The 13,889-nt window shown below is 62.2% G+C and carries 14 protein-coding genes; 1 reads left to right on the forward strand and 13 read right to left on the reverse strand.

All coding sequences use genetic code 11. From position 1 onward, the window contains the following. Nucleotides 1-180 precede the first annotated feature (180 nt). From HU736_RS11460 to HU736_RS11485, 6 genes are all read right to left on the reverse strand, one after another. A complete protein-coding gene (locus tag HU736_RS11460) occupies nucleotides 181-819 on the reverse strand; it encodes a protein-L-isoaspartate(D-aspartate) O-methyltransferase (protein WP_178080818.1) in 639 nt (212 codons plus the stop codon). Between the two features lie 38 nt (nucleotides 820-857). After that, the gene (surE, locus tag HU736_RS11465) at nucleotides 858-1,607 is read right to left on the reverse strand and encodes a 5'/3'-nucleotidase SurE (protein WP_103436342.1); all 750 of its coding nucleotides are present in this window, start codon (nucleotides 1,605-1,607) and stop codon (nucleotides 858-860) included. Beyond that, the gene (gene truD / locus HU736_RS11470) at nucleotides 1,595-2,653 is read right to left on the reverse strand and encodes a tRNA pseudouridine(13) synthase TruD (RefSeq protein ID WP_186697694.1); all 1,059 of its coding nucleotides are present in this window, start codon (nucleotides 2,651-2,653) and stop codon (nucleotides 1,595-1,597) included. Before truD ends, surE begins: the two co-directional genes overlap by 13 nt. Beyond that, on the reverse strand, nucleotides 2,650-3,123 hold the full coding sequence (ispF, locus tag HU736_RS11475; RefSeq protein WP_103436340.1) for a 2-C-methyl-D-erythritol 2,4-cyclodiphosphate synthase: 474 nt from the start codon (nucleotides 3,121-3,123) through the stop codon (nucleotides 2,650-2,652). Before ispF ends, truD begins: the two co-directional genes overlap by 4 nt. 93 nt (nucleotides 3,124-3,216) lie before the next feature. Then, the gene (gene fghA / locus HU736_RS11480; RefSeq protein WP_186697692.1) at nucleotides 3,217-4,071 is read right to left on the reverse strand and encodes an S-formylglutathione hydrolase; all 855 of its coding nucleotides are present in this window, start codon (nucleotides 4,069-4,071) and stop codon (nucleotides 3,217-3,219) included. Between the two features lie 8 nt (nucleotides 4,072-4,079). After that, nucleotides 4,080-5,192, reverse strand: coding sequence for an S-(hydroxymethyl)glutathione dehydrogenase/class III alcohol dehydrogenase (locus tag HU736_RS11485; protein ID WP_103436338.1), 1,113 nt, complete (start codon nucleotides 5,190-5,192; stop codon nucleotides 4,080-4,082). Nucleotides 5,193-5,300: 108 nt separating this feature from the next. Here HU736_RS11485 and HU736_RS11490 point away from each other — a divergent pair, with 108 nt between their 5' ends. Beyond that, nucleotides 5,301-6,197, forward strand: coding sequence for a LysR substrate-binding domain-containing protein (locus tag HU736_RS11490; protein ID WP_181003837.1), 897 nt, complete (start codon nucleotides 5,301-5,303; stop codon nucleotides 6,195-6,197). 4 nt (nucleotides 6,198-6,201) lie between these two features. Here HU736_RS11490 and ispD read toward each other — a convergent pair whose 3' ends face one another. From ispD to HU736_RS11525, 7 genes are all read right to left on the reverse strand, one after another. Further along, complete coding sequence (gene ispD, locus HU736_RS11495; RefSeq protein WP_103436336.1) at nucleotides 6,202-6,909, reverse strand: 2-C-methyl-D-erythritol 4-phosphate cytidylyltransferase; 708 nt, start codon at nucleotides 6,907-6,909, stop codon at nucleotides 6,202-6,204. Then, on the reverse strand, nucleotides 6,906-7,187 hold the full coding sequence (gene ftsB / locus HU736_RS11500; RefSeq protein ID WP_101317280.1) for a cell division protein FtsB: 282 nt from the start codon (nucleotides 7,185-7,187) through the stop codon (nucleotides 6,906-6,908). The genes ispD and ftsB overlap by 4 nt, the downstream gene beginning before the upstream one ends. A 158-nt stretch (nucleotides 7,188-7,345) precedes the next feature. Further along, on the reverse strand, nucleotides 7,346-8,635 hold the full coding sequence (gene eno, locus HU736_RS11505) for a phosphopyruvate hydratase (protein WP_101317278.1): 1,290 nt from the start codon (nucleotides 8,633-8,635) through the stop codon (nucleotides 7,346-7,348). A gap of 154 nt (nucleotides 8,636-8,789) precedes the next feature. Then, on the reverse strand, nucleotides 8,790-9,635 hold the full coding sequence (gene kdsA, locus HU736_RS11510) for a 3-deoxy-8-phosphooctulonate synthase (RefSeq protein ID WP_103436335.1): 846 nt from the start codon (nucleotides 9,633-9,635) through the stop codon (nucleotides 8,790-8,792). A 3-nt stretch (nucleotides 9,636-9,638) separates the two neighbouring features. Next, the gene (gene pyrG / locus HU736_RS11515; protein ID WP_101317274.1) at nucleotides 9,639-11,267 is read right to left on the reverse strand and encodes a CTP synthase; all 1,629 of its coding nucleotides are present in this window, start codon (nucleotides 11,265-11,267) and stop codon (nucleotides 9,639-9,641) included. Between the two features lie 270 nt (nucleotides 11,268-11,537). Continuing rightward, nucleotides 11,538-12,833, reverse strand: a complete 1,296-nt coding sequence (gene tilS, locus HU736_RS11520) for a tRNA lysidine(34) synthetase TilS (RefSeq protein ID WP_186697689.1) — start codon at nucleotides 12,831-12,833, stop codon at nucleotides 11,538-11,540. Between the two features lie 56 nt (nucleotides 12,834-12,889). Beyond that, nucleotides 12,890-13,837 (reverse strand): acetyl-CoA carboxylase carboxyltransferase subunit alpha, encoded by a 948-nt coding sequence (locus HU736_RS11525; protein WP_103436333.1) that lies wholly within the window; start codon nucleotides 13,835-13,837, stop codon nucleotides 12,890-12,892. Nucleotides 13,838-13,889: the final 52 nt, after the last annotated feature.

Genomic DNA, 13,889 nt, shown 5'->3' on the forward strand with positions numbered 1-13,889 from the left:
GAAAACCGACTAAACAAAATGCAATAATGTTGCAATTATAACCGAGCCCACTGAAGTGTGGGCGCGCAGGCAAAACATCAAAAGTCTTTCAGGACGTGCGCGGTTTTTTCAGCACTCGCCCGCCACATAGACAGGTCCACGCCACAGGAATTCGTTGCAGCTGCAAATATTCCCTGTGACTCAGGCCAGCGGGCCATTGAGCAGCGGCACAAAGCGTACCGTACCCATGACTCGTCGAGAGAAGCCATGCTCTTCACGGACGATCATCAACAGCTGCTGTTGCTCGCCAGCGGGGCCAACCGGGATCACCAGGCGCCCGCCAGGCGCCAGTTGATCGAGCAGCGCTTGCGGCACCTCTGGCGCCACGGCCGTCACGATGATGCCGTTGTAAGGCGCCAGCGCCTGCCAGCCATCGCAGCCGTCACCCCAGCGGAACACGACGTTGCGCAGGTTGAGTTCGAGCAGCCGCTCCTTGGCTCGGTCCTGCAGGACCTTGATCCGCTCTACCGAGAACACTCTCTCGACCAACTGCGCCAGCACCGCCGTCTGGTATCCCGAGCCAGTGCCGATTTCCAGCACCTTGTCCAAAGGGCCGGCCTCGAGCAGCAGCTCGCTCATGTGCGCAACCATGAACGGCTGGGAAATGGTCTGGTTGTGCCCGATCGGCAGCGCCGTGTCTTCGTAGGCGCGGTGCGCCAACGCTTCATCGACGAACAGATGGCGCGGCGTACGGCGGATCACGTCAAGCACCTTGGGGTTGGATACGCCTTCTTCGGTCAGACGCTGGATCAGCCGTTCGCGGGTACGTTGCGAGGTCATGCCAATTCCGCGGCGTTGCAGATCGTCCTGTTCGCGCATCAGAGCACGCCCTCCAGCCAGCCGCTGAGCTGGTCGAAAGCATCGTTGAAGGTGCGGTCAAGCTGAAGCGGGGTGATCGACACATAGCCCTGCATCACGGCATGGAAGTCGGTACCCGGGCCGCCATCCTCGGCGTCCCCGGCCACGGCGATCCAGTAGCCTTCCTTGCCGCGCGGGTTGACCATCTTGGTGGGCGCCGCCGCACGTGCACGATGGCCGAGCCGGGTGACCTGAATACCGCGGATATGCTCCAGCGGCAGGTTGGGGATATTGACGTTGAGCACGGTGCGCGGCGGCAACTGCAGGCGCGACTGCGCCTCGACCAGGCGCCGGGCAATATGGGCGGCAGCGGGCAGGTTGTCGGGCTGGCGCGACACCAGCGAGAACGCCAGCGAGGTGCCACCTAGAAAACGCCCTTCCAGCGCAGCGGCGACGGTGCCGGAATACAGCACGTCATCGCCCAGATTGGCGCCCAGGTTGATCCCCGAGACGACCATCTCCGGCGTTTGCGGCAACAGCCCGTTGAGCCCCAGGTGGACACAATCGGTGGGCGTGCCATTGAGGCTGATGAAGCCATTGGCCAGAACCTGCGGATGCAGTGGCCGGTCCAGCGTCAGCGAACTGCCGGCGCCACTCTTGTCTTGGTCCGGGGCGATCACCGCGCACTCGGCATAGTCCGCCAGCGCTGCATGCAGCGCGGCGAGGCCCGGGGCTGTAACACCGTCGTCGTTGGAAATCAGAATACGCATGGGCTGTCCGTCTGCCCTACCGGCACCAGATCGACTAGCTCGCGCACCACAACGGTGGCGAAGCATCCGGCCGGCAGGACGAATTCCAGTTGCAGGATATCAGGCTCGGGATAATGCCACGTCAGGCCGCCAATAGGGAGCCGCAGGATGCGCCGTTCGTGACTCATGCCCGCCCGCGCCAGCCAATGTCCCAATGCAGCATGTTGTGCACCGACAGCGGACTCCAGTTCGGCGGTGGCGCCGGTGGTTGGCGTAGGCCCCTCCCCCCACAGCGGACCGGTCGGGTGCAGGTCGAGAATGGCCAGGCGCGGGTCGGTGCACTCGGCCTCGCCTGCCGGGAAGAAGCTGCGGCTGTCGGTGAACGCCAGCAGGTCGCCGATCTGGGCACGCTGCCAGCTGCCGTCGGCGACCCGCGCTGCCAACACCCTATTGAACACGTAGCTGCGCCCGGCCGAGAGCAGCCGCGAACGCACATTACGCTGCTCGGGCAGGGCGGCACGCTCGGCCCAGCTCTGCGCATCCTGGACATTGCCGCCGCCATGGCCGAAGCGCTGGCTACCGAAGTAGTTGGGCACGCCCTGGGCCTTGAGCTGCTGCAAGCGCGCATCCAGCGCGGCATGGTCAGCCGTCAGCGCTGTCAGGCGCAGAGTGAAACCGTTGGCCGAATGCGCGCCGCGCTGCAGTTTGCGCAGGTGCCGGTCGCGCTTGAGGATGCGCAGGGTGTCGTCTTCGGCGCGACTCAGGTCAGGGTCGGCCTTGCCCGGCAGGTGCAGGCTGAACCACTGACGGGTCAACGCCTGACGGTCCTTGAGGCCGGCATAGCTGATCGCGCGCAGCGGCACACCGGCGGCGCGGGCCAAGCGGCGGGCGGCTTCTTCGGTGTTGAGGTCGCGCTTCTCGACCCACAGCCAGAGGTGTTCACCCTGCCCGGTCAGCGGAATGTCGAGCACTTCATCGACCTGGAAGTCTTCCGCGACTGCCTTGAGCACAGCACTGCCCAGCGCTTCACCCGAAGCGCGTGGCCCGAGCAGTTCCAATTCGGTCATAGCGCCAGCAGCAGGGCTACCGCATGCACGGCGATCCCTTCCTCACGGCCAGTGAAACCGAGCTTCTCGGTGGTGGTAGCCTTGACGTTGACCTGGTCGAGCTCGACTTGCAGGTCGGCGGCGATCAACTGGCGCATGGTTTCGATATGCGGGGCCATTTTCGGCGCCTGGGCAACAATGGTGGCGTCGACGTTGCCGACCTTCCAGCCTTTGGCATGGACCACTGCCAGCACGTGGCGCAACAGCACGCGGCTGTCGGCGCCCTTGAACTGCGGGTCGGTATCCGGAAAGTGCTTGCCGATGTCACCCAGCGCAGCGGCGCCGAGCAAGGCGTCGCTCAGTGCATGCAGCACTACGTCGCCATCGGAATGGGCCAGCAGGCCGTATTTGTGAGGAATCTGCACCCCACCCAAGGTAATGAAATCACCGTCGGTAAACCGGTGCACATCGTAGCCATGGCCAATACGCATAGAAAAACGCCCTGATAAAGTCAGGGCGGGATTCTACCTGCTTTGCACAGGCTTGGGCGCAGTTGTTGGGCCGCAGTGCGGCCCTGACCACAGTTACAGGCTGCCCAGCGCAGCGGCGTGGTGGCGCAGGTGGTCATCGATGAAGCTGGCAATGAAGTAGTAGCTGTGATCGTAGCCAGGCTGCAGGCGCAAGGTCAGCGTATGGCCAGCCTTGCGTGCGGCCTGCTCGAGCGCCTCGGGTTTGAGCTGGGTGGCGAGGAAATCATCCCGATCACCCTGCTCGATCAGCAACGGCGGGCATTGCCCGACCGGGGTTTCGGCCAACAGCAAGCTGGCATCCCACTCGCGCCAGCGGGCGCGGTCTTCGCCCAGATAACGGGAGAACGCCTTCTCGCCCCACGGGCAGTCCATCGGGTTGCAGATCGGCGAAAACGCCGACACCGACTGATAGCGGCCAGGGTTGCGCAAGGCGCACACCAGCGCACCGTGGCCGCCCATGGAGTGGCCGCTGATGCTGCGTTGACCCGACGCCGGGAAGTGCGCCTCGACCAGCGCGGGCAGCTCCTCGACTACGTAATCATGCATGCGGTAATGCTGCGCCCAGGGCTGCTGAGTGGCATTCAGGTAGAAACCTGCGCCGAGGCCGAAATCCCATGCGCCGTCCGGATCAGCCGGCACCTGCTCGCCCCGCGGGCTGGTGTCGGGTGCAACGATGATCAGCCCCAGCTCGGCAGCCAGGCGTTGGGCGCCAGCTTTTTGCATGAAGTTCTCGTCGTTGCAGGTCAGGCCGCTCAGCCAGTACAGCACCGGCAGCTTGGCACCCTGTTCGGCCTGCGGCGGCAGGTAAACGGCAAATACCATGTCGCAGCCGAGCACCTTGGACTGATGCCGGTAACGCTTGTGCCAGCCGCCGAAGCTTTTCTGGCAGGAGATGTTTTCCAGGCTCATGGCTGACCTCAGAAGTGGATCACGCTGCGGATGCTTTTACCTTCGTGCATCAGGTCGAAGGCTTTGTTGATGTCTTCCAGGCCCATGGTGTGGGTGATGAAGGTATCCAGCGGGATCTCGCCCTGCTGCGACATTTCGACGTAGCTTGGCAGTTCGCTGCGACCACGCACGCCACCGAACGCCGAACCGCGCCAGACGCGCCCGGTCACCAGTTGGAACGGACGGGTGGCGATTTCCTGGCCGGCACCGGCCACGCCGATGATCACCGACTCGCCCCAGCCCTTGTGGCAGCATTCCAGCGCCGCTCGCATCAGTTGCACGTTGCCGACGCACTCGAACGAGTAATCCACACCGCCATCGGTGAGGTCGACGATGACTTCCTGGATAGGCCGGTCATAGTCCTTCGGATTGATGCAGTCGGTGGCACCCAACTGGCGGGCGATCTCGAATTTGCTCGGATTGATATCGACGGCGATGATGCGCCCGGCCTTGGCCTTGGCCGCACCGATGATCGCCGACAGGCCGATACCGCCCAGGCCGAAGATGGCCACGGTGTCGCCTTCTTTGACCTTGGCGGTATTGAGCACGGCGCCGATGCCGGTGGTCACGCCACAGCCGAGCAGGCAGACTTTTTCCAATGGCGCTTCTTTCTGGATCTTGGCCACGGATATTTCCGGCAACACGGTGTACTCGGAGAACGTCGAGGTGCCCATGTAGTGGAACAGTTGCTGGCCCTTGTAGGAGAAGCGCGTAGTGCCATCAGGCATCAGGCCTTTACCCTGGGTCGCACGGATTGCCTGGCACAGGTTGGTCTTGCCAGAACGGCAGAACTTGCACTGGCCACACTCGGGGGTGTACAGCGGGATCACATGATCGCCTACGGCAACCGAGGTCACGCCCTCGCCTACTGCCTCGACAATACCGCCACCTTCATGGCCGAGAATCGACGGGAAGATGCCTTCCGGATCAGCGCCCGACAGGGTGTAGGCGTCGGTATGGCAGACACCGCTGGCAACGATGCGCACCAGCACTTCACCGGCCTTGGGCATGGCGACATCGACTTCAACGATTTCCAGCGGTTTGTTGGCCTCGAAGGCTACGGCAGCACGGGACTTGATCATCAGGGATCTCCAGCGAGTGGTGGGCAATCCATCCAGTGTAATTCAGCGCACTTTGATTAATAATCCTGACCAAGACAAAACATTATTGCCATACAGGGATAATCGATGATCAATCGCTGGGAAGGCATCGATGAATTCGTGGCCGTGGCCGAGCTTGGCCAATTCACCGCCGCGGCGGAGCGCCTGGGCGTATCGTCCTCGCATGTCAGCCGCCAAATCGCTCGCCTCGAAGAACGCTTGCAGACCCGCTTGCTCTACCGCAGCACCCGCCGGGTAACCTTGAGCGAGGCCGGGCAGACTTTCCTGCAGCACTGCCAGCGCTTGCAGGATGGCCACGAGGAGGCGCTGCGGGCGATGGGCGACCTTGCCAGCGAGCCCAAGGGGCTGCTGCGCATGACCTGCGCGGTGGCCTATGGCGAGCGCTTCATCGTGCCACTGGTGACGCGCTTCATGACCCAGTACCCGCAGCTGCGGGTCGAGGTCGAGTTGAGCAATCGCACCCTGGACCTGCTCCACGAGGGCATGGACCTGGCGATCCGCCTGGGCCGCCTGCAGGACTCACGGCTGATCGCCACGCGCCTGGCACCACGACAGATGTACCTGTGCGCCTCGCCGGCTTATCTGGAGCGTTATGGTCGGCCGCACAGTCTGTCGGAGCTTGCCCGGCACAACTGCCTGATTGGCAGCAGTGATGTCTGGGCGTTGAAACAGGAAGGTCGTGAACTGAGCCAGCGGGTGCAGGGCAACTGGCGCTGCAACAGTGGTCAGGCAGTACTGGATGCCGCACTGCAAGGGATTGGATTGTGTCAGTTGCCGGACTATTACGTGCAGGAGCACTTGCGTAGCGGCGCACTGGTATCGCTGCTCGAAACGCATCAGCCGCCCAATACCGCGGTGTGGGCGCTGTATCCGCAACAACGGCATCTCTCGCCCAAGGTCAGAAGGCTGGTGGATTACTTGAAGGCGGAGCTTGGACAGTTGCCGGAATACGCAGGCAGTGCCTGAGGTGTCAGCCGCGTGCTGACCAACGCTGGCGTAGCCACTCCAGATCTTCGGGGCGGGTAACCTTGATGTTGTCGCTGCGCCCTTCCACCAGGCGCGGGGCCAATCCCGACCACTCCATCGCCGACGCCTCGTCGGTCACCGTCACATCGGACACCAGGCATTCGGCCAGTGCCCGGTGCAGGGCACCGAGGCGGAACATCTGCGGCGTGAAGGCTTGCCAGATGGTGCTGCGGTCAACCGTGGCGCTGACCCGGCCATTGCTGTCGGCTCGCTTGAGGGTGTCGCGGGCCGGCACTGCAAGCAAGCCGCCCACCGCATCGTCAGCCAGTTCCGCCAGCAACCGGTCGAGGTCACTGCGAGCCAGGTTCGGCCGTGCGGCGTCGTGTACCAGCACCCAGTCGCCATCTGCCGCGCCTTGAGCGTGCAGCAGCAACAAGGCATTGAGCACTGAGTCGGCCCGCTCGCGCCCGCCGGCAGCACGCTGGATACGCGCATCGTTGGCGCAGGCCAGGCCTGGCCAGTACGGATCGTCGGCAGCAATGCTGACCACCACCCCTTTGAGCGTGGGATGGCCTAGAAAACAGTCGAGGCTATGCTCGATAATCGTCCGCCCGCCCAACTGCAGGTATTGCTTGGGACGGTCGGCAGCCATGCGCGCACCGACCCCGGCAGCGGGGATCACGGCCCAGAAGGCCGGAAGTGGCGCGGTCATTTCTGTGGCAACTGGAAGAGGGTTTCGCCCTCTTTGACCATGCCCAATTCGTGACGGGCCCGTTCCTCGACGGTCTCCATACCTTTCTTCAACTCCATGACTTCTGCGTCGAGCACACGATTACGCTCCAGCAGCCGTTCGTTTTCGGCGTGCTGTTCGTCGATCTGCTGCTTGAGCTCGGTCACTTGCGCCAGGCTGCCACTGCCCACCCAAAGGCGGTACTGCAGGCCACCCAGCAACAGGAGCAAGATGAGAAACAACCAATAAGGACTGCGCATCAAAGTATCCAGGATTAAAAGGCCGCCGCTGCGGGGCTTCCGATAGCACGAAGCCTGGCCGAGGCCAGGCTTCGTTGACAGAAACCCGTAGGAGGTGTCTGAAAGCTCAGTAAGAACGCTCAGACAGCCTCGGCAGCTGCCTTTTTACCATCTCTTGCTTAGCCGCGAAACTCGTCGCGACCACGGTACACCGCCTTGGCGCCCAGTTGCTCTTCGATGCGCAGCAGCTGGTTGTACTTGGAGACGCGGTCGGAACGGCACAGCGAGCCAGTCTTGATCTGGCCAGCGGCAGTGCCGACAGCCAGGTCAGCGATGGTCGAGTCTTCGGTTTCGCCGGAGCGATGCGAAATCACTGCGGTGTAGCCGGCAGCCTTGGCCATCTGGATGGCTTCGAGGGTTTCGGTCAGCGAGCCGATCTGGTTGAACTTGATCAGGATCGAGTTACCGATGCTCTTGTCGATGCCTTCCTTGAGGATCTTGGTGTTGGTGACGAAAAGGTCGTCGCCAACCAGCTGGATCTTCTCGCCGATCTTGTCGGTGAGGATCTTCCAGCCAGCCCAGTCGGACTCGTCCAGACCGTCTTCGATGGAGATGATCGGGAAGCGCTCGGTCAGGCCTTTGAGGTACTCGGCAAAGCCTTCGGAGTCGAACGACTTGCCTTCACCGGACAAGTTGTACTTGCCGTCTTCGTAGAATTCGCTGGCAGCGCAGTCCAGGGCCAGGGTGACATCGGTGCCCAGCTTGTAGCCAGCGTTGGCAACGGCTTCGGCGATGGCTGCCAGAGCGTCTTCGTTGGAGGCCAGGTTTGGTGCGAAACCACCTTCGTCACCGACCGCGGTGTTCAGGCCACGGGCCTTGAGCACTGCTTTGAGGTGATGGAAGATTTCGGTGCCCATGCGCAGGCCGTCGGAGAAAGTCTTGGCGCCAACCGGCTGGACCATGAACTCTTGAATGTCGACGTTGTTGTCGGCGTGCTCGCCGCCGTTGATGATGTTCATCATCGGTACCGGCATGGAGTACTGGCCTGGAGTGCCATTGAGGTTGGCAATGTGCGCGTACAGCGGCAGGTCCTGGTCCTGTGCGGCGGCTTTGGCAGCTGCCAGCGACACGGCGAGGATAGCGTTGGCGCCCAGCTTGGCCTTGTTCTCGGTGCCGTCCAGTTCGATCATGGCGCGGTCGAGGGCTTTCTGGTCAACCGGGTCCTTGCCCAGCAGCAGGTCGCGGATCGGGCCGTTGATGTTGGCAACGGCTTTGAGTACGCCCTTGCCCATGTAACGGCTCTTGTCGCCATCACGCAGCTCCAGCGCTTCGCGCGAGCCGGTGGAAGCACCGGACGGCGCGCAAGCGCTGCCGATGATGCCGTTGTCGAGCAGTACATCGGCTTCCACGGTGGGGTTGCCACGCGAATCGAGAACTTCACGACCTTTGATGTCGACGATCTTTGCCATTGTTGTAAGCACTCCAGAATTGACGAAAACAACGCAGCTTAGGGAATTCGAGCCTTTCACCAGGCGAACATGCAGAGGGCAGACCTGGCGAAGGGGAGCCCCTGACCCGAGGGTCAGGGGTAGAACGGGCGGTACTTTACCCGAGAAATGAGTGTTACGCGGTTTCTACCGTCGGAAAACTTTTCACCAGGTCGTCCAATTGCTTGAGCTGGGCCAGGAATGGCTCCAGTTTGTCCAGGCGCAGGGCGCATGGACCATCGCATTTGGCATTGTCCGGGTCCGGGTGTGCTTCCAGGAACAACCCGGCCAGACCCTGGCTCATGCCAGCCTTGGCCAGGTCGGTGACCTGGGCACGGCGGCCGCCGGCGGAATCGGAACGACCGCCCGGCATCTGCAGGGCATGGGTCACGTCGAAAAACACCGGGTACTCGAACTGCTTCATCAGGCCAAAGCCGAGCATGTCCACAACCAGGTTGTTGTAGCCGAAGCTCGAGCCACGTTCGCACAGGATCAACTGATCGTTACCCGCCTCGACGCACTTGGCCAGGATGTGTTTCATCTCCTGAGGTGCAAGGAACTGGGCTTTCTTGATGTTGATCACTGCGCCGGTCTTGGCCATCGCCACGACCAGATCGGTCTGACGCGAGAGGAAGGCCGGCAACTGGATGATGTCGCAGACTTCGGCAACCGGTGCAGCCTGATACGGCTCGTGCACGTCGGTGATGACCGGCACGTTGAAGGTCTGTTTGATCTCTTCAAAGATCTTCAGCCCTGCTTCCATGCCCGGGCCGCGGTAGGAGCTGACCGAAGAGCGGTTGGCCTTGTCGAAACTGGCCTTGAACACGTAAGGGATACCGAGCTTTTCGGTAACCCGCACGTACTCTTCGCAAACCTTCATGGCAAGATCGCGCGATTCCAGCACGTTCATGCCACCGAACAGAACGAACGGCTTGTCGTTGGCGATCTCGATGTTACCGACGCGAATGATCTTCTGGGTCATGGATCAGGCCTTGTTCTTCTGGACCAGTGCCGCCTTGACGAAGCCGCTGAACAGCGGATGACCGTCACGCGGGGTGGAAGTGAACTCGGGGTGGAACTGGCAAGCAACGAACCACGGATGGTCCTTCGACTCGACCACTTCGACCAACGCGCCGTCACCGGAACGCCCGGAAATCTGCAGGCCAGCTTCAATCATCTGCGGCAGCAGGTTGTTGTTGACCTCGTAGCGGTGGCGGTGACGCTCGACGATCACGTCCTTGCCATAGCAATCGTGGACCTTGGAGTTGCCGATCAGCTGGCATTCCTGGGCGCCCAGACGCATGGTGCCGCCCAGATCGGAGGCTTCGGTACGGGTTTCGACGGAACCGGTGTTGTCGGCCCACTCTGTGATCAGACCCACCACCGGGTGCTCGCTGTTGCGGTCGAACTCGGTGGAGTTGGCGTCAGCCCAGCCCATTACGTTACGGGCGAACTCGATCACGGCAACCTGCATGCCCAGGCAGATACCCAGGTACGGCACCTTGTTCTCGCGAGCGAACTGGACCGCCTTGATCTTGCCTTCGACACCGCGCAGACCGAAGCCGCCCGGGACCAGAATGGCATCAGCACCTTCGAGCAGGCTGGTGCCCTGGTTCTCGATGTCTTCGGAGTCGATGTAACGCAGGTTGACCTTGGTGCGATTCTGGATACCGGCGTGGCTCATCGCTTCGATCAGCGACTTGTACGCATCCAGCAACTCCATGTACTTGCCGACCATGGCGATGGTGACTTCATGCTCAGGGTTGAGCTTGGCGTCGACCACCTTGTCCCACTCGGACAGGTCAGCGCTGTCGCACTGCAGGCCAAAGCGCTCGGTAACGAAGTCGTCCAGACCCTGTGCATGCAGGATGCCCGGGATCTTGTAGATAGTGTCGGCGTCTTCCAGCGCGATCACCGCTCGTTCTTCAACGTTGGTGAACTGGGCGATCTTGCGGCGCGACGAGTTGTCGATCGGGTGATCGGAGCGGCACACCAGCACGTCAGGCTGCAGGCCGATCGAGCGCAGTTCCTTGACCGAGTGCTGGGTTGGCTTGGTCTTGGTCTCGCCAGCGGTGGCGATGTACGGCACCAGCGTCAGGTGCATCAGCATCGCGCGCTTGGCGCCGACTTCGAAGCGCAACTGGCGGATCGCCTCGAGGAACGGCTGCGACTCGATGTCGCCGACCGTGCCGCCGATTTCGACCAGGGCCACGTCAGCGTCGCCAGCCCCTTTGATGATGCGGCGCTTGATTTCGTCGGTGATGTGCGGGATGACCTGAATGGTCGCGCCCAGGTAATCACCACGGCGCTCTTTGCGCAGCACGTGCTCGTAGACACGGCCAGTGGTGAAGTTGTTGTTCTGGGTCATTGTGGTGCGGATGAACCGCTCATAATGGCCCAGATCAAGGTCGGTTTCGGCGCCGTCATGGGTGACGAACACCTCACCATGCTGGAACGGGCTCATGGTGCCTGGATCGACGTTGATGTACGGATCCAGTTTGAGCATGGTGACCTTAAGCCCCCGCGCTTCCAGGATGGCCGCCAGGGAAGCCGAGGCAATGCCTTTCCCCAATGAAGAAACAACACCGCCCGTGACGAATATGTAGCGCGTCATGAAAAACCCTAGAAGTCTGCGTTAAAGCGGCTAGCGCCGCCGGAGAAAGCGAAGGAAGGCCGAAGCCCCCGATCACCTGCGTCAATCACAGTGCATCTCGAAAAACTGCCGCGTCTGTACAGACCAGGTGCATACCCGGCATGGAGCTCGCTCGTCATTTTAGGAAATCAGCCCAGCAAAAAACTGCTTGGTAATCGGCAACTGCTGTGTTTTCGATGAAGCCACAGAAGTTGTATCAAGAAGGGAGGGTAGTCTACCGGAATCTAATCCTCAGCTCAAACCTTGCGCGTTGCTCGGCATCTGCCACTCCAAGGTACAGTCGCCCTGGGCCAGTTGCGGCAGGGTGGCCACCGCCAGCAGGCGCTCGCCCTGCCACAGCAGCGGCAGCCTTGGTCGAATGAAGTGTGGCACCTGATGTTCGTTGAGCAAGCGCTTGAGGTCGCGGTGGCCGCGGCCAGGCAGCGCCAGCCGTTCACCGCCCTGACGATAGGCAATCCGCAGAGCTGCCTGCGGCAACGTACCGCACAGGCATACGCGGCCGTTGCCCGGCAACTCTAGCGGCCGGCCATGATCCGGCCAGGCATGCTCGCCTGAAGGGGCGGCCAGCCAATCGCCGCTGAGCCACCAGATGCGGCCGTGGCTGCGTTGCAACTGGCCGTCGGCCAGGCGCCAGATGGGTTGCGCGTCATCGGCGGCGTCGCGTAACGCTTCCCAACCGACCCAATGGCGGCTATCCGGCAACCGCGTGCGAGTGCTTAACCAGTACTGCAAAGCATTGCGCTGACGGGCGGGCGAGAGTGCCTTGAGCGCTTCCAGAGCGAGTGAGTCCAGCCCGGCCCATTGGCTTGGAGCGCCCTGCCCTGCCAGCGCCAGGTCGTCAGCGGCCAGCTCGTTGAGCAGGCTCAGCGCTTCGCCCAGATGATCGGCACTGCGCGCCAGGCTTTGGCTGGCTTGCGGCCAGCGCTGGTGCAGCAGCGGAAAAACCTCGCCGCGCAGAAAATTACGGGCGTAGTGGGTGTCGGCATTGCTCGGGTCTTCTATCCAGCGCAGTTGGGACTGCTCGGCATAGCTGTGCAATTGTTGCCGCGACAGGGCCAGCAATGGCCTGACCAGCTGCCCCTGGCCAAGCGGCCTGGCTGCTGGCATTGCCGCCAGGCCACGCAAGCCGGCGCCGCGCAATAGCCTGAACAGAAGGGTTTCAGCCTGATCGTCGCGGTGCTGTCCGGTGAACAGGACCTCACCGGGGCGCAGAATGTCGGCAAAGGCGTGATAGCGAGCATTGCGCGCGGCTTGCTCGAGGCTGGCGCCGGGCGCGACCGTGACGTGGATGACCTGCAGTTCGATGGCGAGCTTGTCGCACAGGGATTGGCAATGGGCTGGCCAGCTGTCGGCGGCGGCTTGCAGGCCGTGGTGGATGTGGATGGCACGCAGGGGGGGCGTGTGGTGGTGGCGAGTGTAGTCAGCGAGAAGGTGCAGGAGGACGCTGGAGTCGAGGCCGCCGGAGAGGGCGACATACCACACGGGAGCGTGCTGCCAGGGGGAAAGGCTGTGGGTGAGGTCGATCATGTATGCCTCACTGAGAAGCTGGGGTCGCTACGCGACCCCGACGGCATCAACTCAGATCAGAGACCGTAGCTCATCAGGCGGTCATAACGACGCTTGAGCAGTGTGTCATGGTCCAGTCCACTGAGCATATCCAGCTGCTGAATCAGCTCGCCACGAATGGTTTGCGAAACCTTGACTGGATCACGATGGGCGCCGCCCAGCGGCTCCTCGATCACTTTGTCGACGATATTCAGGCTCTTCAGGCGCTCGGCAGTGATGCCCATCGCTTCGGCTGCATCGGCAGCCTTGTCGGCGGTTTTCCACAGGATCGAAGCACAACCTTCCGGCGAGATCACCGCATAGGTCGAGTACTGCAGCATGTTCAACTGGTCACAGACACCAATGGCCAGCGCGCCGCCCGAACCACCTTCGCCAATCACGGTGGCGATGATCGGGGTTTTCAGCCGCGCCATGACACGCAGGTTCCAGGCAATAGCCTCGCTCTGGTTGCGCTCTTCGGCGTCGATGCCTGGGTAGGCACCCGGGGTATCGATGAAGGTCAGGATCGGCATCTTGAAGCGCTCGGCCATTTCCATCAGACGGCAGGCCTTGCGGTAGCCTTCCGGACGCGGCATGCCGAAGTTGCGACGCACCTTCTCGCGCACTTCGCGGCCTTTCTGGTGACCGATGACCATCACTGGCTTGCCGTCCAGACGCGCAGTACCGCCAACAATGGCGGCGTCGTCGGAGAAGTGGCGGTCGCCGTGCAGCTCTTCGAACTCGGTGAAGATGTGCTGCAGGTAGTCCAATGTGTACGGCCGGCGCGGGTGACGTGCCAGACGCGCGATCTGCCAGCTGGTCAGATTGCTGAAGATGCTTTCGGTGAGGGTGCTGCTCTTGTCTTGCAGACGGGCAATCTCATCGCTGATGTTCAGCGAGTTGTCATTGCCAACCAGACGCAGCTCTTCAATCTTGGCTTGCAGGTCGGCAATCGGCTGTTCGAAATCGAGGAAATTCGGGTTCATAGGCATCCGTCTTGGGTCTACGGCCAGGCGGCCGGCCGGTTGATCCGTTTGG

The organism is Pseudomonas shirazensis (assembly GCF_014268785.2).
Lineage (GTDB): Bacteria > Pseudomonadota > Gammaproteobacteria > Pseudomonadales > Pseudomonadaceae > Aquipseudomonas > Aquipseudomonas shirazensis.